19 protein-coding genes are annotated in these 18,707 nt (G+C 62.7%); 3 read left to right on the forward strand and 16 right to left on the reverse strand.

Annotated features, from left to right (window positions below; all coding sequences use genetic code 11):
* Positions 1-23 precede the first annotated feature (23 nt).
* Entirely contained in the window at positions 24-863 is an 840-nt protein-coding gene (locus C5J24_RS15960) for a helix-turn-helix transcriptional regulator (protein WP_105419236.1), read from the forward strand.
* 10 nt (positions 864-873) lie between these two features.
* Here the strand turns inward: C5J24_RS15960 and C5J24_RS15965 are convergent, their stop codons facing one another.
* The 7 genes from C5J24_RS15965 to C5J24_RS15995 form a co-directional block, all read right to left on the reverse strand.
* The gene (locus C5J24_RS15965) at positions 874-2,685 is read right to left on the reverse strand and encodes an ABC transporter ATP-binding protein (protein WP_105419629.1); all 1,812 of its coding nucleotides are present in this window, start codon (positions 2,683-2,685) and stop codon (positions 874-876) included.
* 26 nt (positions 2,686-2,711) lie between these two features.
* A complete protein-coding gene (locus C5J24_RS15970; protein WP_105419238.1) occupies positions 2,712-3,476 on the reverse strand; it encodes a DUF1028 domain-containing protein in 765 nt (254 codons plus the stop codon).
* A gap of 2 nt (positions 3,477-3,478) precedes the next feature.
* Entirely contained in the window at positions 3,479-5,263 is a 1,785-nt protein-coding gene (locus C5J24_RS15975) for a gamma-glutamyltransferase family protein (RefSeq protein ID WP_105419240.1), read from the reverse strand.
* A 37-nt stretch (positions 5,264-5,300) separates the two neighbouring features.
* Positions 5,301-6,176, reverse strand: coding sequence for an ABC transporter permease (locus C5J24_RS15980; RefSeq protein ID WP_105419242.1), 876 nt, complete (start codon positions 6,174-6,176; stop codon positions 5,301-5,303).
* Positions 6,173-7,120, reverse strand: a complete 948-nt coding sequence (locus C5J24_RS15985; RefSeq protein WP_046636853.1) for an ABC transporter permease — start codon at positions 7,118-7,120, stop codon at positions 6,173-6,175. Before C5J24_RS15985 ends, C5J24_RS15980 begins: the two co-directional genes overlap by 4 nt.
* Before the next feature lie 84 nt (positions 7,121-7,204).
* Positions 7,205-8,710: an ABC transporter substrate-binding protein gene (locus C5J24_RS15990; RefSeq protein ID WP_105419631.1), complete on the reverse strand. Its 1,506-nt coding sequence runs from the start codon at positions 8,708-8,710 to the stop codon at positions 7,205-7,207.
* Positions 8,711-8,798: 88 nt separating this feature from the next.
* Positions 8,799-9,539, reverse strand: coding sequence for a FadR/GntR family transcriptional regulator (locus tag C5J24_RS15995; protein ID WP_046606239.1), 741 nt, complete (start codon positions 9,537-9,539; stop codon positions 8,799-8,801).
* 217 nt (positions 9,540-9,756) lie between these two features.
* Here C5J24_RS15995 and sthA point away from each other — a divergent pair, with 217 nt between their 5' ends.
* The gene (gene sthA / locus C5J24_RS16000; protein ID WP_172724011.1) at positions 9,757-11,244 is read left to right on the forward strand and encodes a Si-specific NAD(P)(+) transhydrogenase; all 1,488 of its coding nucleotides are present in this window, start codon (positions 9,757-9,759) and stop codon (positions 11,242-11,244) included.
* Positions 11,245-11,341: 97 nt separating this feature from the next.
* Here the strand turns inward: sthA and rpsD are convergent, their stop codons facing one another.
* The gene (gene rpsD / locus C5J24_RS16005; protein ID WP_038542451.1) at positions 11,342-11,959 is read right to left on the reverse strand and encodes a 30S ribosomal protein S4; all 618 of its coding nucleotides are present in this window, start codon (positions 11,957-11,959) and stop codon (positions 11,342-11,344) included.
* A gap of 298 nt (positions 11,960-12,257) precedes the next feature.
* Here rpsD and C5J24_RS31935 point away from each other — a divergent pair, with 298 nt between their 5' ends.
* A complete protein-coding gene (locus C5J24_RS31935) occupies positions 12,258-12,503 on the forward strand; it encodes a DUF982 domain-containing protein (protein ID WP_172724012.1) in 246 nt (81 codons plus the stop codon).
* A gap of 4 nt (positions 12,504-12,507) precedes the next feature.
* Here C5J24_RS31935 and C5J24_RS16015 read toward each other — a convergent pair whose 3' ends face one another.
* From C5J24_RS16015 to C5J24_RS16050, 8 genes are all read right to left on the reverse strand, one after another.
* Positions 12,508-14,022, reverse strand: coding sequence for an ATP-binding protein (locus C5J24_RS16015; protein WP_105419246.1), 1,515 nt, complete (start codon positions 14,020-14,022; stop codon positions 12,508-12,510).
* Positions 14,023-14,147: 125 nt separating this feature from the next.
* Positions 14,148-14,780, reverse strand: coding sequence for a LysE family translocator (locus C5J24_RS16020; RefSeq protein WP_105419248.1), 633 nt, complete (start codon positions 14,778-14,780; stop codon positions 14,148-14,150).
* Between the two features lie 10 nt (positions 14,781-14,790).
* Positions 14,791-15,162 (reverse strand): GFA family protein, encoded by a 372-nt coding sequence (locus C5J24_RS16025; RefSeq protein ID WP_105401199.1) that lies wholly within the window; start codon positions 15,160-15,162, stop codon positions 14,791-14,793.
* A gap of 23 nt (positions 15,163-15,185) precedes the next feature.
* On the reverse strand, positions 15,186-15,824 hold the full coding sequence (locus C5J24_RS16030) for a LysE family translocator (protein ID WP_105401198.1): 639 nt from the start codon (positions 15,822-15,824) through the stop codon (positions 15,186-15,188).
* Between the two features lie 63 nt (positions 15,825-15,887).
* Positions 15,888-16,340 carry a GNAT family N-acetyltransferase gene (locus C5J24_RS16035; protein ID WP_105419250.1) on the reverse strand — a complete coding sequence of 151 codons (453 nt, stop codon included), beginning with the start codon at positions 16,338-16,340 and terminating at the stop codon, positions 15,888-15,890.
* A gap of 74 nt (positions 16,341-16,414) precedes the next feature.
* Complete coding sequence (locus C5J24_RS16040) at positions 16,415-16,651, reverse strand: DUF1127 domain-containing protein (protein ID WP_105419252.1); 237 nt, start codon at positions 16,649-16,651, stop codon at positions 16,415-16,417.
* A gap of 383 nt (positions 16,652-17,034) precedes the next feature.
* On the reverse strand, positions 17,035-17,832 hold the full coding sequence (gene murI, locus C5J24_RS16045; protein WP_105419254.1) for a glutamate racemase: 798 nt from the start codon (positions 17,830-17,832) through the stop codon (positions 17,035-17,037).
* Entirely contained in the window at positions 17,816-18,667 is an 852-nt protein-coding gene (locus C5J24_RS16050) for an RNA methyltransferase (protein ID WP_105401193.1), read from the reverse strand. The genes murI and C5J24_RS16050 overlap by 17 nt, the downstream gene beginning before the upstream one ends.
* Between the last annotated feature and the right edge of the window lie 40 nt (positions 18,668-18,707).

Genomic DNA, 18,707 nt, shown 5'->3' on the forward strand with positions numbered 1-18,707 from the left:
GTATAGGTACTAACAGGCTGGGCATGCCGACGATTGAGGACGAAAACCTTCTCGGAAACTATCTGAAGGACCGCCGGGCCAAATTGAGCCCGGCCGCCTTCGGAATACCCTCGACACGCCGGCGCACGCCCGGCCTTCGGCGCGAGGAAGTGGCACAGCGCGCCAATGTCAGCGCCACCTGGTACACCTGGCTCGAACAGGGCCGCGGCGGCGCGCCCTCCGCGGATGTGCTCGACCGGCTCGCCAAGGCCCTGTCGCTGAACGACGCCGAGCGCGAGCACCTTTTCCTGCTGGCGCAGCACCGGCCGCCCGAAATGCGCTTCCGATCTTTCGAGCCTGTCACTCCGCAGCTTCAGCGCGTGCTCGATTCGCTGGTCTACAGCCCAGCCGTCGTGCGCACGCCACTCTGGGACGTCGTTGCCTGGAACGACGCGGCAGCGGTGGTGATGACCGACTATGCCACCCTGCCGCCGGAAGAACGCAACATTCTGAAGCTGATCTTCCTCAACGACCGGGTCCGGGGGCATATGGTCAACTGGGAGCGTGACGCGCGTTCTGCCGTCGCCGCCTTCCGTGCCGAAGCGGCCCGCATCGGCGCGTCGGAGGCGGTGCAGGCACTGGTCGGCGAACTCGGCAACGCAAGCGCCGAGTTCCAAGCCATCTGGCGGGACTACGATATCCAGAGCTACGGAGAGGGCCTCAAGCACTTCCGTCACGAGACGGCTGGCGATCTCATGCTTGAATATTCGTCCTTCGCCGTCGACGGTCGACCGGACCTCGGCCTCGTCATCTTCAATCCGGTCACTGCGGACGATGCCCAACGGATCAGGGCGCTCGTCGAGAGCCGCAGGCCAGCCGCCTGAGCGTCGGCCCTCAGGCCACCTGCACCAGATGGCCTTCGGAAACCTCGCGATACTGGCGTGCCGGCGGCTGGAAACCCATCGGACGGACCGGGCTCTTCAGCTCGTCGTTGGAAATGCCCCGGCGGATGCCTCGGCGGGCCGGATCCGGCACCGGAACGGCGGCCATCAGCTTCCTCGTATAAGGATGCTGCGGGTTTTCGAACACTGCAGCACGAGGGCCGATCTCGACGATTTCGCCGAGATACATGACCGCCACCCGATGGCTGACCCGCTCGACAACCGCCATGTCGTGGCTGATGAACAGGAATGCGAGGTTGAGACTCTGCTGCAAGTCGAGGAGCAGGTTGCAGACCTGCGCCTTGATTGAGACGTCGAGTGCCGAAACGCTTTCGTCGGCGACGATCACCTTCGGATCGAGCGACAGGGCGCGGGCAATGGCGATGCGCTGGCGCTGGCCGCCGGAAAATTCATGCGGATAACGGCCTGCCATGTCGGGCGACAGGCCGACCTTGCGGAGCAGGTCGGCGGTCTTTTCCTTGGCCTCCTTGGCGTTGCCGAGCTTGTGCTTGACGAAGGGCTCGGAGATTGCGGCGCCGACGGTCATGCGCGGATTGAGCGACGAGAACGGATCCTGGAAGATCATCTGGATGGTCTTGCGCATGTCGCGCAGGCCCGTCTGGTCGAGGCGCAGGACATCGTAGCCATCGAGCGCCACGTCGCCGCTGGTGGGCTCGATCAGCCGCATGATTGAGCGGCCAGTCGTCGACTTGCCACAGCCGGATTCACCGACCAGTGACAAGGTCTCTCCCTGGAAGAGATCGAAGGAAATGTTCTCGACCGCGTGGACGGAACCCGTCTGCGTCGCAAAGAGGCCGGAGCGGACGGCGAAGCGGGTGACGAGGTTCTTGACGGCCAGTACCGGGGTTTTTCGGGTATCGACCGTGCCGGCGACTTCCTTGGGCTCGGCAGTCTCGCCGGTAGCGATGTCGACGACCGGGAAACGGGTCGGCCATTTGCGGTCCTGCATCGAGCCGAGCCGCGGCACGGCGGAGAGAAGCGCCCGCGTATACGGGTGCTTGCCGCGATGGAAGATCTCCTCGGTCGGACCGCTTTCGACCGCCTCGCCGCGATACATGACGATGGTGCGGTCGGCGATCTCGGCGACGACACCCATGTCATGGGTAATGAAGAGCACCGACATGCCCTCCTCTTCCTGCAATACCTTGATCAGGTCGAGAATCTGTCCCTGGATGGTGACATCGAGCGCGGTCGTCGGTTCGTCGGCGATCAACAGCCTGGGTTTCGAGGCCAAGGCCATGGCGATCATGACGCGCTGGCGCATGCCGCCGGAGAACTGGTGCGGGTAGTCGTCGAACCGGGCGCCGGCGTTCGGGATGCGGACCTTTTCGAGCAGCCGCACTGTTTCGGCGCGCGCCTGCGATTTCGACAGTCCCTTGTGGCGCGTCAGCACTTCCGAGATCTGCCGCCCGATCGTGAAGATAGGGTTGAGCGAGGTCATCGGCTCCTGGAAGATCATCGAGGCGTCGTTGCCGCGCACACCCCGCATCTCCTTTTCGGAGATCGACAGGAGATCCCGGCCGGAGAGCAGGATGCTGCCCTCGATCTTGCTCGTGTTGGCCGCAAGCAGCCGCATGATCGACAGCGAGGTGACGCTCTTGCCGGAGCCGCTTTCGCCGACGATCGCGACCGTCTCACCCGGATGCACATCGAAGGAGACGTCGCGGACGACGCTTTTCCATTCGCCGTCGACGAGGAAGGATGTCGTCAGGTTCCTGACGGAAAGAACAGGTGTCTCGGTCATTGGGGCTTCCGTCTTGGGGGCTTCCGTCATTGGGGCTTCCAGGGAGTGGCAAAGGAGGCCGAGGCGCGGCCTTCCGCTTCGCGGGCGGCTTCCAGCTCGGCGATCTTCTGGTCGATGACCCGTCGGTCGATCATGCCGTGCGGGTTTTCGCGGGTCGGCATGGTTTCGGCCACATGCAGGAAACGCTCCTGCGCTACCGCATAGAGCCGGCGCAGTTCGCCGAGCGGATCGGCGTGATCGTCGGCATTGATGCGCAGCCAGGGGTAATCCTGGTCGCGATAGAGAACGAGTGCCGCAGACTGCTTGCCGCGCTTGTCACCGCCGGCGGCCTCGCCTGCATCCATGGCCGCAAGCAGGCGCTCGGCGAGCGGCGCGCCTTCGTCCGCCTTTTGCTTATAGACCCGCAGCGTCTCGGCGATCACCTGCGGCCCGGCCAGCATGTTGCCGGCAACGGAGACGTTGTCATCGACCAGATGGCCGGCCCAGTCGACGCAGATTTCGCCGGTATAGGCGGCGTTGCGGCCGTTGGCGTCGATCAGGTGGAACTGGCGCTGGCGGCGGCCGTCGTCGCGCGCCGTCAGCACCTCGATGATCTCCTGCGGGCTCTTGCCCTCCTCCAGCAGTTTCAATCCGTCCGTACCGTAGAGCGGGCTGACGAAGGCCTGGGTGGCGACGGCGCCTACCCTGCCCTTGATGTGCGGCACTGCGGCGCCGACCGCGAAGAAGCGGCTGGCAACCGAAATTCCGAAGTGACCCGTTTCTGGATCGCGTGCGACGATGGACCAGGTCATGGCTATCTCCCAACCGCATAGGCCTGCATCAGGCGCGGCGTCGCCGCCGCCCGCAGCAATCCGTCGGCGTCGCGGCGAGCCGCGGTCAGGCGGCCGACGCTCCAGGGATCCGCCACCGTGATCTGGTGGCCGCGGCTGCGCAGCTCGGCGAGCACGTCGGCACCGATATTGCTCTCCACCATGATGTTCCCCGGCTGGCTGGTGCGCGGATAGAAGGAGCCGGGGAAATGCGTGGTGTGGAACAGCGGCATGTCGATCGCCGCCTGCAGGTTCGGCTTGTGGTGGACGTAACGCAGGAAGAAGGGCAGCTGCCACTGGTCCTGCTGGTCGCCGCCGGGTGTGCCGAACACCAGCGTCGGGCGACCCTGGTGCAGAGCCAGCGACGGGGTGAGCGTCGTGCGCGGACGTTTGCCCGGCTCGAGCGAAGTCGGCAGGCCGGGCTTCAGCCAGAACATCTGGGCGCGGGAGTTCAGGGCGAAACCGAGGCCGGGCACGATCGGCGAGGATTGCAGCCAGCCGCCCGACGGCGTGGTCGAGACCATGTTGCCCCAGCGGTCGATGACGTCGATATGGACCGTATCGCCGCGCTTCTCCGTGAGATGCGACATGGTCGGCTCGTAGACCGCGCCCTTGCCGCTCACTTCCGCCAGCATGCCCATGGTGAGGTCGAACTGGTGGTCGTAACCGGGCACGCGGCCTGGCCGCAGTTCGAGCGAGGCTTGGCTGCCGATCAGCTTGCGGCGCTCGGCATTGTAGCCTTCCGAGAGCAGGTATTCGGTCGGGATCTGCGCGAAATCCGGGTCGCCATAATAGACTTCTCGATCGGCGAAGGCGAGCTTCATGGCCTCGACGACGACATGCACGAAATCCGGACCGGCCGGATCCATCGCCGAGAGATCAAAGCCCTTCAGCAGCGCCAGGGACTGCAGGAGCACCGGCCCCTGCCCCCAGGCCGGCGTCTTGGCAACGGTCCAGTCGTGATAGTCGTAGGTCTGCGGCGCCTCGACGGTCGCCTGCCAGTTGGCCATGTCGTCGGCGGTCAGCACACCCTTGTGGCGGGAGCCGCTCGCATCCATGACTTCCGCCGTCGAGACGTAGCGGTCGATCGCCTCGGCCACGAAGCCGCGGTAGAAGGCGTCCCGGGCCGCCTCGATCTTGTTGTCGCGGCCGGTCTTGGCTTCAGCCTCGGCGATGAGACGCTTCCAGGTCTCGGCAAGCACCGGATTTTTGAAATTGCTCTGCGCTTCGGGAGCCACGCCGCCCGGAAGCCAGGTCGCGTAGGACGTCGGCCATTCGGTCTCGAAGAAGTTCGCCAGCCCCTTGATGGTGGCCGAAACGCGGGCAAGCATCGGGTGGCCGTGCTCGGCGTAATAGATCGCCGGCTCGAGCACGTCGCGCATGCTCATCGTGCCGTAGTCGCGCAGCAACAGCATCCAGCCGTCGAAGGCGCCGGGGATGACGGTCGCCAGCAGCCCGTCGCCGGGGATCAGCTTCAGGCCTTCCGACGTGTAGTGCTCGATCGTCGCGCCGGCCGGTGCAGGTCCCTGGGCGCAGATGACTTCGACCTTGTCCTTCTTCTTCGAGTAGAAGATGGCCGGCATGTCGCCGCCCGGGCCGCAGAGATGCGGCTCGACGATCTGCAGCACGAAGCCGGTCGCGACGGCCGCATCGAAGGCATTGCCGCCCTTTTCGAGGATCGCCATGCCGACGGCCGAGGCGATCCAGTGGGTTGAGGTGACGACCCCGAACGTGCCGAGGATTTCCGGCCGTGTGGTGAATTCAGTCATGGGTGTTGGTCCTTTCAAATCATGCTTGGCGCGGCCGTCATGCCTCGCGGGGATCCAGCGCATCGCGCAGGCCATCGCCGAGGAGATTGAAGCCGATGACGACGAGGAAGATCGCCGCGCCCGGCCACATCGCCATCCAGGGAGCCTGGCTCAGGAAGTTCTTGGCGACGTTCAGCATAGAGCCCCAGGAGGGGGCTGGCGGCTGCTGGCCGAGGCCGAGGAAGGAAAGGCTCGCCTCGGCGATGATCGCGGTTGCGATCGTCAGCGTCGCCTGGACGATGATCGGCGCGAAGACGTTGGGCAGGATATAGCGGGTCATGATTTCGAAGTGGTTCAGGCCAACGGCGCGTGCGCCTTCGACATAGTCCTCCGTCTTGACCGCCAGGACCTGACCGCGGGTCAGCCGTACGAAGATCGGCATGGCGGACAGGCCGATGGCGATCATCGCATTCATCAGGCTCGGGCCTAAAAATGCCGCCAGCGCGATCGCCATGATCAGGAAAGGCATGGCGAGCAGGGCTTCTGTGATCCGCGAGATCACCATATCCACCCAGCCGCCGAAATAACCCGAGATCAGGCCGAAGGGCACGCCGATGCCGACCGCAATGGCGACCGAGAACACCCCGGCCATCAGCGATGCCTGGGCGCCCCAGATCATCCGTGAAAGAATGTCCCGGCCAAGATCGTCGGTGCCGAGCCAGTACATGGCCGAAGGTGCCTTGCGGATCGCCGTCCAGCTCGTCGCGACGGGATCGATGATCGGCAGGATCGGGGCGCTGACTGCCAGGATTGTGAAGAACAGGACGATGACGGCGCCGACCAGCGCGCTCCTGTTCTTCTTCATCTTTCGCCAGGCGCGGCTCTTGTCGCGCTTGGCTGCCGCAACCGGCGGCGCTTGGTCGATCGTGGTCATAGGGTGGCCCTCAGACGCGGATTGAGGAGGACGTAAAGCACGTCGGCGATGAGGTTCATCAGGATGAAGCCGACTGCCGTGCACAGAACGACGCCCTGCACCACCGCATAGTCGCGGTTGAAGACAGCATCGACGATGAGCTTGCCGAAGCCCGGGATGGTGAAGATCTGTTCGGTCAGCACCGCACCGGCGAGCAGTTCCCCGAACAGCAGCGCCGACAGCGTCACGACCGGCAGAAGCGCATTGCGGAAACTGTGGCTGAGCACCACTTCGCGCGGCGACAGACCCTTGGCGCGGGCGGTGCGGATATAGTCGGCGCTGAGCACGCCGATCATCGCCGAGCGGGTATGGCGCATCAGCGTCGCCGCCAGCGCATTGCCGAGCACGAAGGCCGGCATGACCATGGTCTGCAGGGACCGGACGGGATCGACGAAGATCGACTCGAAGCCAGAAGCCGGCAGCCAGCCGAGCTGCACCGAGATCAACAGGATGAGCATGATGCCGAGCCAGAAATTCGGGATCGACAGGCCGGTCAGCGCCAGCACATTGGCGATGTAGTCGATGAACGTGTTCTTCTTGACCGCCGCCAGGATGCCGATCGGAATACCGATCAGCATGGCGAAGAACATCGCCATCACCGCAAGCTGGATCGTCACCGGCAGCTTCTGGAGGATCAGCTCCAGGACCGGCTGGTTGGTGCGCAGCGAGATGCCGAAGTCGCCGGTCAGCACGCCGCCGAGCCAATAGAAATATTGCACCACGACCGGATCGTTCAGCCGGTATTTGTCGCGCAGGAATTCGATGACCGCAGGGTCACGCTCCTCACCGGCCATCGCCAGAATGGGATCGCCGGGCAGCAGTTTCTGCAATGAAAAGACAAAGATGGAGATGATCAGCAAGGTCGGGATGGCGACCAGCAGACGCTTTCCGATGTAGACAGGCATGACGCCGTCCCCCGTTGAGCAACATTGTTACGAAGCGATGCGGAAAAGTGCCGCACGGGTCTACTCCCGTGCGGCATAGGAGGCTTAGCCCTTCTTGACGCCTTGCAGGCGGATCATGCCGTCCGGACTGGCCACGAAGCCGGTAATGTTCTTCTTGTAAGCCCAGATCCAAGACTGATGGCCGAGATAGATGACCGGCATGTCTTCGTTGAGGATCACGGAAGCTGCGTCATATTTCTGCTTGCGGACCGCGTCGTCGGTCGAGGCGCGTGCTTCGTTGAGCAGCTTGTCGACGTCCGGATTGCAGTATTTCACGTCGTTGATGCCGCCCTTGCAGCTGATGAACTGATGGATGTTGCCATCAGGATCGACACGGCCGGACCAGTCGGAGCGGCTGAGCTGGAAGTTGCCTCGGGTCTGCTCTTCGAGCAGGGTGGCGAACTCGGTCGACTTCAGGCTGACGTCGAAACCGGCCTCAGCGACCATCGACTGCAGGATCTGCATCATCTGCTGGGCGACCGGATTGTTCGGGATCTGCAACTCGACCGGGACACGATCGAAGCCGGCGGCCTTGATGAGAGCCTTGGCCTTGGCGACGTCGCGGGCCGGAACCGGGATCGCCTTGTTGAACCACGGGCTGTTCGGCGGGAACGGCTGATTGCCGCCGACGGCGGTGCCTTCGTAGACGATCTGGTTCATGGCGTCGCGGTCGATCGCCAGCGAGAAGGCCTGGCGCAGGCGCTTGTCCTTGCCGAACGGATTGTCGGCGCGCGCACCGTTGGCGATATTGGCGTAAAGAGCCATGTACCCGATGTTGACGGTCGCGTCGAATTTCAGGCCCGAATTGCCCTTGACGGCGGTAACGTCGGTCGGAGCCAGACGCTCGATGAAGTCGAGGTCGCCCGACTGCAGGTTGGCGAGGCGGACGGTCGTATCCGGGATCGGCAGGTAAGTGACCTTGTCGACGAAAATCTTGTCCTTGGCCCAGTAATCCTTGAACTTTTCGAGCACGATGCGGTCCTGCTGGACGCGCTCGACAAACTTGAACGGGCCGGCGCACACCGGCTTGGAGCCGAAATTGGCGCCGAGCGCCTTGGCGGCGGTCGGCGATACGATCATGCCGGCGCGGTCGGAGAGCTGGGCGAGCAGCGTCACGTCCGGGGACTTCAGGGTGAACTTGACTTCCAGCGGGCCTGTCGCCTCGACCTTGGCGACGGAGGTCAGCTCGCTCTTGCGGCGCGATTCCGGCAGGGTCATGTTACGTTCGATTGTGGCAACCACGGCGGTGGCATCGAGCGGGGTGTCGTCATGGAACTTGACGCCCTCGCGGATCTTCATCGTCAGTTCCTTGCCGTCGGCGGACCATTTCCACTCGGTGGCGAGCTGCGGGACGATCTTCAGGTCGGGCGAAACGTCGACCAGCTTGTCGCACATGGCGGTATAGACGATACGTCCGACGAAGGTGCGGGACTGGGCCGGATCGAGAACGTCGGCATCGTCCTGCAGGCCGATGCGCAAATCGACCGCAAGCGCCGGAAAGGCGAAAAGCGCGCCGGCCAGCAGCGCGGTCGTAAGCTTGGTAAGTCGCATCATGATAAACATTCCTCTCTTGTTTTTAGGTTCCTGTTTTTAGTCTTGGCCGGTTTCCGGCTTCTGTGGTGGGCCGCGTGGCGGCCATTCAGCTTGCTTCGCTGAGCGACCCCTGTTCCACGGAGCCAAGCGACGTCGCACGGATGAGCCGCTCCTGAAGCATCAGCAGGTGTTCGCGCATCGCCTCCCCCGCCTGCACCGGATCACGCGCGGCGATCGCCTCAATGATGGTCTTGTGCTGGGCAAACGAGATGTTGACCGCATTGCCGCTGGAGCGGGCGCGCTCGCGGATCGCGCGCCATGCCTCGTCCTGGCGGACGCGATTGATGACGTCGAAAATCGACAGGAAAAGCTGGTTGCCGGCGCTCTGGGCGATCAGCCGGTGCAGCGTTCCATCCCACAGTTCGCGGGCGTCGGCATCGCTGCTCTCGATGATCTTCGAGGCGATCTCGTACATCTTGGCGATATCCGCCGGCTTGGCGCGCATGGCCGCGAGCTGGGCGAGCTGCGGCTCGATCCTCAAACGGACTTCCATGATCTCCATGAAATCCGTGCCGGCGACGATTGCGCCCACATGGTTGCTCCACTCGCTCGGCCTTTCGCCGATAAACGTGCCTGAGCCCTGGCGACGCCAGATGAGGCCTTCGGATTCGAGCACCTCGAGTGCACGTCGCACCGCGCGCCGGCTGATGCCGAGCATATCGGTCAAAGCGCGTTCGGTCGGCAGGCGGCCCTCAGAACCGAATTCTCCCGCCCTTAAAAGCTCCCTCAGGCGATCCAGCGCATAGCTCGAATTGTCATGAGCCTCGCCCGCTTTATCCTGTACCATTTATCGTACCAATTTCTGATTGGTCCGAATGGACGGCATTTCCGGACCTCCGTCAAGTTAATTTTTCAGCAATTCTTGCAGTGCACAAAATTGATGCATACAGATTGAAATCAAGGCTTGGACGAGCCGCAATCAAAACTTTAGAATAGGTGGCTACAAAGGGATTCGTGAGTGCTGCCGCATTGCGGCAGCCGTCAGATTCGGAGCGGAGCATCCCATGAACCAATACGACCTCATCGTCGTCGGCAGCGGACCGGCCGGTCGCCGCGCGGCCATCCAGGCAGCCAAGCTCGACAAGAAGGTTCTGGTCGTCGAACAGGGCAAGCGGGTCGGAGGCGTTTCGGTCCATACCGGCACGATCCCGTCGAAGACGCTGCGCGAAACGGCGCTCAACCTGTCCGGCTGGCGCGAGCGCGGCTTCTACGGCAAGGCCTACCGGGTCAAGCAGGAGATCAGTGCGGAGGATCTGCGTCGCCGCCTGCTGATCACGCTCGACCATGAGGTCGAAGTGCTGGAACACCAGTTCGCCCGCAACCGCGTCCAGAGCATCCGCGGCAAGGCGACTTTCGTCACGCCCGACACGATGGCAATCGCCAAGGACGACGGCGACGTCATGCACGTCATGGGCAAGTCGATCCTGCTCGCGGTCGGCACCAAGCCTTTCCGCCCCGACTACATGCCGTTCGACGGCAAGACGGTTCTCGACAGCGACGAGCTGCTCGAAATCGACCAGCTCCCCCGTTCGATGGTGGTCATCGGCGCCGGCGTTATCGGCATCGAATATGCGACGATCTTCAGTGCACTGGATGCTGCCGTGACCGTTATCGATCCGAAGCCGACCATGCTCGACTTCATCGACAAGGAAATCGTCGAAGACTTCACCTACCAGCTGCGCGACCGCAACATGAAACTGCTGCTCGGCCAGAAGGCGGACAAGGTGGAACGGCTGCCGGACGGCAAGGTTATGGTGCACGTGGACAGCGGCCGCCAGATCATTACCGACATGGTGCTGTTCGCCGCCGGCCGCATGGGCGCCACCGACACACTAAACCTCGCCGCAGCCGGCCTCGAGGCCGACAGCCGTGGCCGCCTCAAGGTCAATCCGGAGACCTTCGAGACCTCCGTTCCCAACATCTACGCCGCCGGCGACGTCGTCGGCTTTCCGAGCCTTGCTTCGACCTCGATGGAACAGGGTCGCGTCGCGGCGCGCGTCGCCGTCGGCGCGATCGCCAAGGAACCGCAGAAATATTTCCCCTATGGCATCTATGCCGTGCCGGAAATCTCCACCTGCGGTCTCACCGAAGAGGAAATGAAGGAGCGCGGTATTCCCTATGAATGCGGCATCGCCCGCTTCCGCGAGACCTCGCGCGGCCACATCATGGGCCTCGATACCGGCCTCCTGAAGCTGATCTTCTCGCTGAAGACCCGCCGCCTGCTCGGCGTCCACATCGTCGGCGAAGGGGCGACTGAACTCGTCCACATCGGCCAGGCAGTCCTGAACCTCAAGGGCACCGTCGAATATTTCGTCGAGAACACGTTCAACTACCCGACGCTTGCCGAAGCCTACAAGATCGCCGGCCTCGACGCCTGGAACCGCATGGGCGAAGGCCCGAAGGAAGCGCCTGTCGCAACCTCCCAGTCCACGGACACGACCGCGACCACCACGGACCCTGCCAGCGAGACGAAAAAAGCCGCCTCCAAGTGAGGCGGCAGCTCCGGCCGACCTGTCCGATCAAACGAAAAAGCCGCCCCGAAAGGCGGCTTTTCTTTTGTGTCGCGGAACCGCCCCGAAGGGCAATTCATCAACGCGAGTAGAATTCGACGACCAGCTGCGGTTCCATGATGACGGCGTAAGGAACGTCGCTCAGGCCTGGAACGCGGGCGAAGGTGGCAACCATCTTGTTGTGGTCGGCTTCGATATAGTCCGGAACGTCGCGTTCAGCAAGCGAAACGGCTTCGAGAACCGTAACCATCTGCTTCGACTTCTGGCGGACTTCGATGACGTCGCCGGCCTTGCAACGGTAGGAACCGATGTTGACGCGAACGCCGTTGACGGTGACGTGGCCATGGTTGACGAACTGGCGGGCAGCAAAGACCGTCGGAACGAACTTGGCGCGGTAGACGATCGCGTCGAGGCGCGATTCGAGCAGACCGATCAGGTTCTCCGAAGTGTCGCCCTTGCGGCGGTTGGCTTCGTCATAGATGGAGCGGAACTGCTTTTCGCGCAGGTCGCCGTAGTAGCCCTTGAGCTTCTGCTTGGCGCGCAGCTGCACGCCGAAGTCGGAAAGCTTGCCCTTGCGGCGCTGGCCGTGCTGGCCAGGACCGTATTCGCGGCGGTTCACCGGGGACTTCGGACGGCCCCAGATGTTTTCGCCCATACGGCGGTCGATCTTGTATTTGGACGATTCGCGCTTGCTCATCGTATTTCCTTATCAAACAGTTACACCGACTTGTTGCCAAGCCGGATCAAGGAAACACGCCCTCCTCTGAGCCCTGATTTAAGAGCTCTGACAGGTCTCTCACGAAAGCGTCCGGAGAAAACCACGGGACATGTCAGTGAAACACCGGGTCTTTTGGCCCGGCGTTGGCGCGGTGTTTAGGCGGATGTCACAGGAATGTCAACTGCACCGGTCTCTTAACCTTTCGGCAAGGCTGTCTGCAGGCTTTTTTGACGGAACAGGGGGGTCGTACCATCTTAAGGGAAGGAGGTGTCGTGTCATGAAATCGAAAGTCTGGAGCAGCCCGATCAGGATCGAAAATCCCGAAACCGGCATGGTCCGCACCGTCAAGACGGTACGCGAGGCGAAAACAGTCCTCGACCGCTTCTGGCCGGCCTATCACGGCAGCCAGCATCATCTGGCGGAACAGGTTTGCGACGAAGCGTTAAAGGGAAAGTCGAGGCCTTCGGAGGCCCGGCGCGCCTTTATCGCCGCGGCGGTGGAAGCGCATTTTCACATCCACTGACCGCCTATTCGGCAGCGGCCCTCGCCTCGCCCTCATCCGGCGCATCGGCGCTGCCGGGCGCGGTCTCCGCCTGCAGATCCGGGAAGGCGACGATGCGTTTGCCCGAAAAGTCCGCATGCACGACGATCAGGCCCTGTTCCTCGAAATAACCGAGCAGACGACGGGCGCGACGCGCCGAGTGGGTGCCGTAGGCCCGGGCGATCCGCGCATCCGACGGGCATGATTCGCCTGATATCGCCGCCTTCGCCATCAGCAGGAAAACGCCCTGCAGGTCATCCGAAACGCCGGATGACAGCGACAGCGCCGTCCCCCAGGCCTCGCTGGAAGCGGTTTCCTCGTCGACCCCCGAGCGGGCGATCGCCGTGCGGCGGCGGAATTCACTGAGCGAGAGCGGCGGACCCGGCAGGCGCCGCATCCGGGCGCGCACCAGAAAATCCTGATATAGGACGGAATCCGTCCGGTAGGCGGATTGCGGATCGTCGAGAATTTCCGACAGGACGGCGGATAGCCGTTCTTCGCGCTCTTCGGCGGACAATTCCGGCTGGGCGACACGCGACTCCTGCGGCGCAGCCATGGCGGCGGGTGTCGAGCGCGACAATTCGGCCAGGATATCCGTCGTCGGCCGCGGCGCCGGCGGGGCGCGGCGGACCATCGGCCGGGTGAATTCTTCCGGATCCGGCGTGAAGATCAGGTCTTCGACATCCTGCGGTGCATCCGGCAGCGGCATCAGCTTCGGGCTCGAAGAGCGCGCCGACGTCTCGACCGTGCCGATGACGATCGGCAACGGACGGCGCGACAGAGCCGGGCCGAGGGCGACGAAATTGCCACGCTTCAGATCACGGAACATTTCCGCCTGGCGGCGATCCATGCCGAGCAGATCGGCGGCGCGGGCCATGTCGATATCGAGGAAGGTGCGGCCCATCAGGAAGTTCGAGGCTTCGGCGGCGACGTTCTTGGCGAGCTTTGCGAGGCGCTGGGTCGCGATGACGCCGGCAAGGCCGCGCTTTCGACCACGGCACATCAGGTTGGTCATGGCGCCGAGCGAAAGCTTTCTGGCGTCTTCCGACACATCGCCGCCGACCGATGGCGCAAACATCTGCGCCTCGTCGACCACGACCAGGACCGGATACCAGTATTCGCGGTCGGCATCGAACATGCCGTTCAGGAAAGCGGCGGCAGCGCGCATCTGCTCTTCGAGATCGAGGCCCTCGAGCGTCAGGACGCAGGAGACGCGATTCTTGCGGATACGGTTGGCGATGCCGGCAAGCTCGGCCTCGCTGCGCTCGCCATCGACCACCACATGGCCGAATTTTTCAGACAAAGTGACGAAATCGCCTTCTGGATCGATCACCACCTGCTGCACCCAGGGCGCGGATTGTTCCAGCAGGCGGCGCAGGAGATGCGACTTGCCGGAGCCGGAATTTCCCTGCACGAGCAGACGGGTCGCCAGAAGCTCCTCGATATCGAGCTTGGCCGGATCGCCCCCGGACACAATTCCCATATCGATGCCGACCTGCAATGCACTTACCTCGTATGCTGTCTCTTCGCGGTGACCGTTAGAAGCCGCGACTCCGGAACTCTAACAGAGATCGGGATTCGTTTCGCCGGGCAAGATCGAAAATGCACAGGCCTTTGCGAAACCGCTCAGGATGCCGCGCGACGATAGAATGCCAGCGAGCCGGCAAGCGCCAGAAGCGCCCCACCGCAGAGCCTGTCGAGCCAGAGCGCACCCTTCTTCTTCAGAAGATGCACGGCACGCGAGCCGAGCAGCGCATAACCGAACATAACGGCAAAATCGATCAGCGCGAAGACCATTGCCAGGATCGCATATTGCTGAAACTGCGGCGCATCCGGCACGATAAATTGCGGCAGGAAAGCCGAGAAGAACAGGTATCCCTTGGGATTGGTCACCGCGACGAGGAAGCTCTTCAGGAAGATTGACGTTGCGGAACCCGAACCGGCCGCAGCATCGCCTGCCGTTACGTCAAGCGAGCCTTTCGAGCGCAGGAGCATCAGGCCGAGAAATGCAAGATAACCGGCACCCAGCCACTTGACGACCGAGAACCAGAATTCGGAGGCCGCCAGCAATGCGCCGAGGCCGAGCGCTACTGCGCCGATCAATACGAAGTCGGAGATCATCGCGCCCGCCATGCCCGGCAGGGCGCGGCGAAGGCCGTAACGCGAGCCGTTGGTGAGCGCCAGCAGCACCGTCGGCCCAGGCGTGGCGATGCCGATGAACGCGACGATCGCGAAAGCAAGCAGGGTCACGTCACTCATCGCTCTTCTCCTACCAGAGATGCCGGCCGTCGATGACCGTGTGAGGCCATTCCTCGGCATCGAAATCGTCGAACAATCGTGCATTCACGGCGATACGCCGGGTCTTGCCGTCCCAGGTGCCGTCCATCTGGAAATCCGGGCTGTCGCTATAGGTGGTGCAGCCGCATGTACCGCAGAAATGATGCGCCACCATCTTGGAATTCCATCGATAGACCTTGTCGGTCGCGGCATTGGCCGTGACCTTCACCTGCGTCGGCTCGTAATAGGCATGGAGCGCGCCGCGCCTTGAGCAGTAAGTGCAGGTGCAGCGGGTGAGTGCCTGCGGCAATTCACCCTTGATCTCGAAAACGGTCTCGCCGCAATGGCAACGCCCGGTGATCATCAGCTGTTCCTCCTTGACGAAGCTCAGGCGGCTGCGCGCTTGAAGCCGACCGACAACAGGCCGGCACCGATCATCAACGAACCGCCGGTGCGGTTGACGATCCGCTGGACCTTCGGCTTGCGGATCGTGTTGCGCGCCATCGAGGCCAGCAGGCCGTAGAGCGTGGCGTTCAGGGTCGCGAGCACCAGGAAGGTCACTTCGAAGACCACCATCTGGAAGAACAGCGGCTGGCTGAGGTCCAGGAACTGCGGCAGGAAGGCCACGAAGAAGACGATGCTCTTCGGGTTCAGTGCGGTGACCACATAGGTGTGCAGGAAAATCTTGAAGGGTTTTACGGACGTCACCTCGGCCTCGCCGAGATCGGCGGCCCGCTCGGAAACCGGCGCGCGCCAGAGCTTGATGCCGAGATAGATGAGATAGGCGGCGCCCACCCATTTCAACACAGTGAAGAGGGCTGCAGAGGTCGCAAGCAATGCGCCCAACCCGAGCATGGACGCGGTCATCGCCGTGAAATCGCCCAAGGCCGTGCCGGCAACCGTTGCGGACGCCACCTTGCGGCCATGGCTCAGCGCATAGGAAATGACGAGCAGGATCGTCGGCCCCGGAATGGCCAGGAGAACCGACGAAGCGGCGACGAAAGCGAGCCAGTGTTCAAGCGACATGCGGATTCTCCTCCATGGAATAGAGGGAGCAAGCCACCGAATTTTTCAGTTTGCAAGCGGTGTTTATTCAGTCGTCATGCGCCAGCGATAGAGCACGTCCGGCTCCTTCTCCTCATTGCCTGAGCCATCAGTCTCCTCGGTCGCGACGAAACCACGCGTCTCATAGAAACGGCGGGCTGCGGTATTGCGCTGGAAGGTCCAGAGAAAAAGCTGCAGATGGGCTTCCTTCGCGATGTCCAGAAGCCGGGAACCTATCCCCTGCCCCTGCGCGCTCGGCAGGATATAGAGCTGGTCGACCCAATCCGTGCGAAAGGCGATAACGCCGAGCAGGGTGCCGTCCCTTTCGGCGCCCCAGATGTCGCAGGTCGCGAAGAGATGTCCTCTCCAGTATCCGCGATCCTCCTCCGGCGTGTGAAGCTGAGCGAGCCACGGCAGCCGCTCGTCGAAGGAAGTACGGTGAACGCTCGCAGCCTCCGCCATATCGTCACGGCAAAGTTTGCGGAAGACGGCCGTCATTGTTTCAGCTCCAGACATAGGACCTCCACGTGAGGCCCCGGCGGCAAGCCCGCCGGGGATCCATCTCAGTCCTTTTACAGCCGGAGGTCCCAAAGGATGAACCGGACATTTCCGCGGTCGTCCTCGAGTTCGGGGAAACCGACATCGCGGCGCATCCGATTGGAAAGATCGGAGATCCGGTTCTCTTCTTGACGACGTCTCCAGGCTGCCAGGAGCAGTGCACCGGCAGTCTTCCAGACGCCATGTTCGCGGCAGAGTTCATGAACCGCAGCCGAAAGGGTATCAGCAACCATAAATTGTGATTCACGCATGATTTTTCGTCCCGGCGCATGTCGCGACCAGGTCCTCTGAGATGAAGAAAGACGTGCGGATGCGGACGAGGAAACGCGGTAAATCGCGTCGTCAGCCGGTCACGTCAGATCAATGGGAAAAGTGCCAAAACGGCGGAAATCCAGCCTTATACAGCCTGGAAGCACATGCCGGCCGGCATCGATGTGCGAGACACCGAGGCCATAATAGCCGTTCCGCCAGAAAGGCGCATATACATGGTAATGGACTTCATTTCACGCCTCCTGTGTTCGATTTGCGGAATGGATAAATAATACACGAGATCGCCCGATGAGCAAGCGCACAATCGCGAATTGCAGTTATCACCAAAAAATCGTGGCAAATAAGCCACATTGCTCAATGGCGCTCAGGCCCTCAGACCAAAACCCTGCATCAGGCGGCGGGTGGCGAAATCGGGATTGCCGGAGGTGAAGACGGCGAAATCGTAGTTATCGGGATGTTCGGCGCCCTCGACCAGCGGCACTTTTCGGCGCGCCTGCCTGGCGATCGCCTCGGCGGGGTCGAGCCAATCCACCGGCCAGGGGGCAAGCCTGCGGAACACATTGGCCATGAAGGGGTAATGGGTGCAGGCGAGCACGACGATATCGGTTTTCCTGTCGTCCTTCTCGACGAAACATGGCGCGATCTCGGCCAGCACCGCCTCGTCGGAAATCGTCTCGCCGCGGATATAGGCCTCCGCCATGCGGGCGAGGTTCTGCGAACCGACGAGACGCACATGACACTGGGTGGCAAAAGACTGGATAAGGTCGCGGGTATAGGCGCGCTTGACCGTGCCGGGGGTCGCGAGAACGGAGACCAAGCCGGAGCGGGTGCGTTCGGCAGCCGGCTTAATCGCCGGAACGGTGCCGACGAAGGTCATCTTCGGAAAGGTTTCGCGCAGATCCGCACCGACCAGGGTGAAAGCGGTATTGCAGGAAATGACGCAGACTTCGGGATCGTATTCATCGAGGAGTTTTGCAAAGAGCGCGATCACCCTCTCGCGCAAGGCTGGCTCCTCCCAGTCGCCGTAGGGGAAACCGGCATCGTCGGCGACATAGATGAAGCCGCGTTCCGGGATCAGCACGCGCGCCTCGCGCAGCACCGTCAGCCCGCCGATGCCCGAATCGAACATCAGCACGGGTTTCGATTCATTCGTCTGCGTCATTCCCCGTCTTCCCCCCAGATGCCCCTTTGGGCAGATCGGCCTTTTCAGGCTTCGGCCCGTCCTTTTTCGACCATCCGCGGGGAAAACGGTCGAGCGAGTTGATGACGCCCCGGAACACGCTGATCTCCTGCTCCGTAAAACCCCGCCGCGAGATGACAGCGCGGAGGTTGTCGATCATTCTTGGCTTTTTCGCGGGCGGATGGAAATAATTGCGGGCGTCCAATGCCTCTTCCAGGTGCTCGAACAGGCCAATGACCTGTTCCTTGGTGGAAGGACGCTGCTCGATCGGCAGGAAGACGGTCTCGGTGAGATCGTCCATGCCCGATTTCATCCATTCATAGGACATCAGAAGCACGGCCTGGGCGATGTTCAGCGAAGCGAAGGCGGGGTTGACGGGAAAGGTGACGATCTCGTCGGCGAGCGCAACTTCCTCGTTGGTGAGGCCCCAGCGTTCGCGGCCGAAGAGAATGCCGGTCTTCTCGCCCGCCTTGAACCTGGTGCGCAGGGTCTCGGCCGCGGTCACAGGCGAGCGTACCGGCTTGAAGCCGTAACGCTCGCGCGCCGTCGTCGCGTAGACGAAATTGAGGTCAGCGATCGCCTCTTCGAGCGTCTCGAACACCTTCGTGCCGTCGATGACGTGGTCGGCCTTGGAGGCGGCGGAGCGAGCCTTTTCGCTCGGCCAACCGTCGCGCGGCTTGACCAGGCGCAATTCCGCGAGGCCGAAATTGGCCATTGCGCGCGCCACCATGCCGATATTCTCGCCGAGCTGCGGCTCGACCAGGATGACCGCCGGTCCTTCGGCTATGAGTTCGCGCTCGCTGTTCGTGCCTGACATTTCTGTTTCCGTATCCAAATCCGACGGCCGGAATACCGGT

The organism is Neorhizobium sp. T25_27, from assembly GCF_002968565.1.
Classification (GTDB): domain Bacteria; phylum Pseudomonadota; class Alphaproteobacteria; order Rhizobiales; family Rhizobiaceae; genus Neorhizobium; species Neorhizobium tomejilense.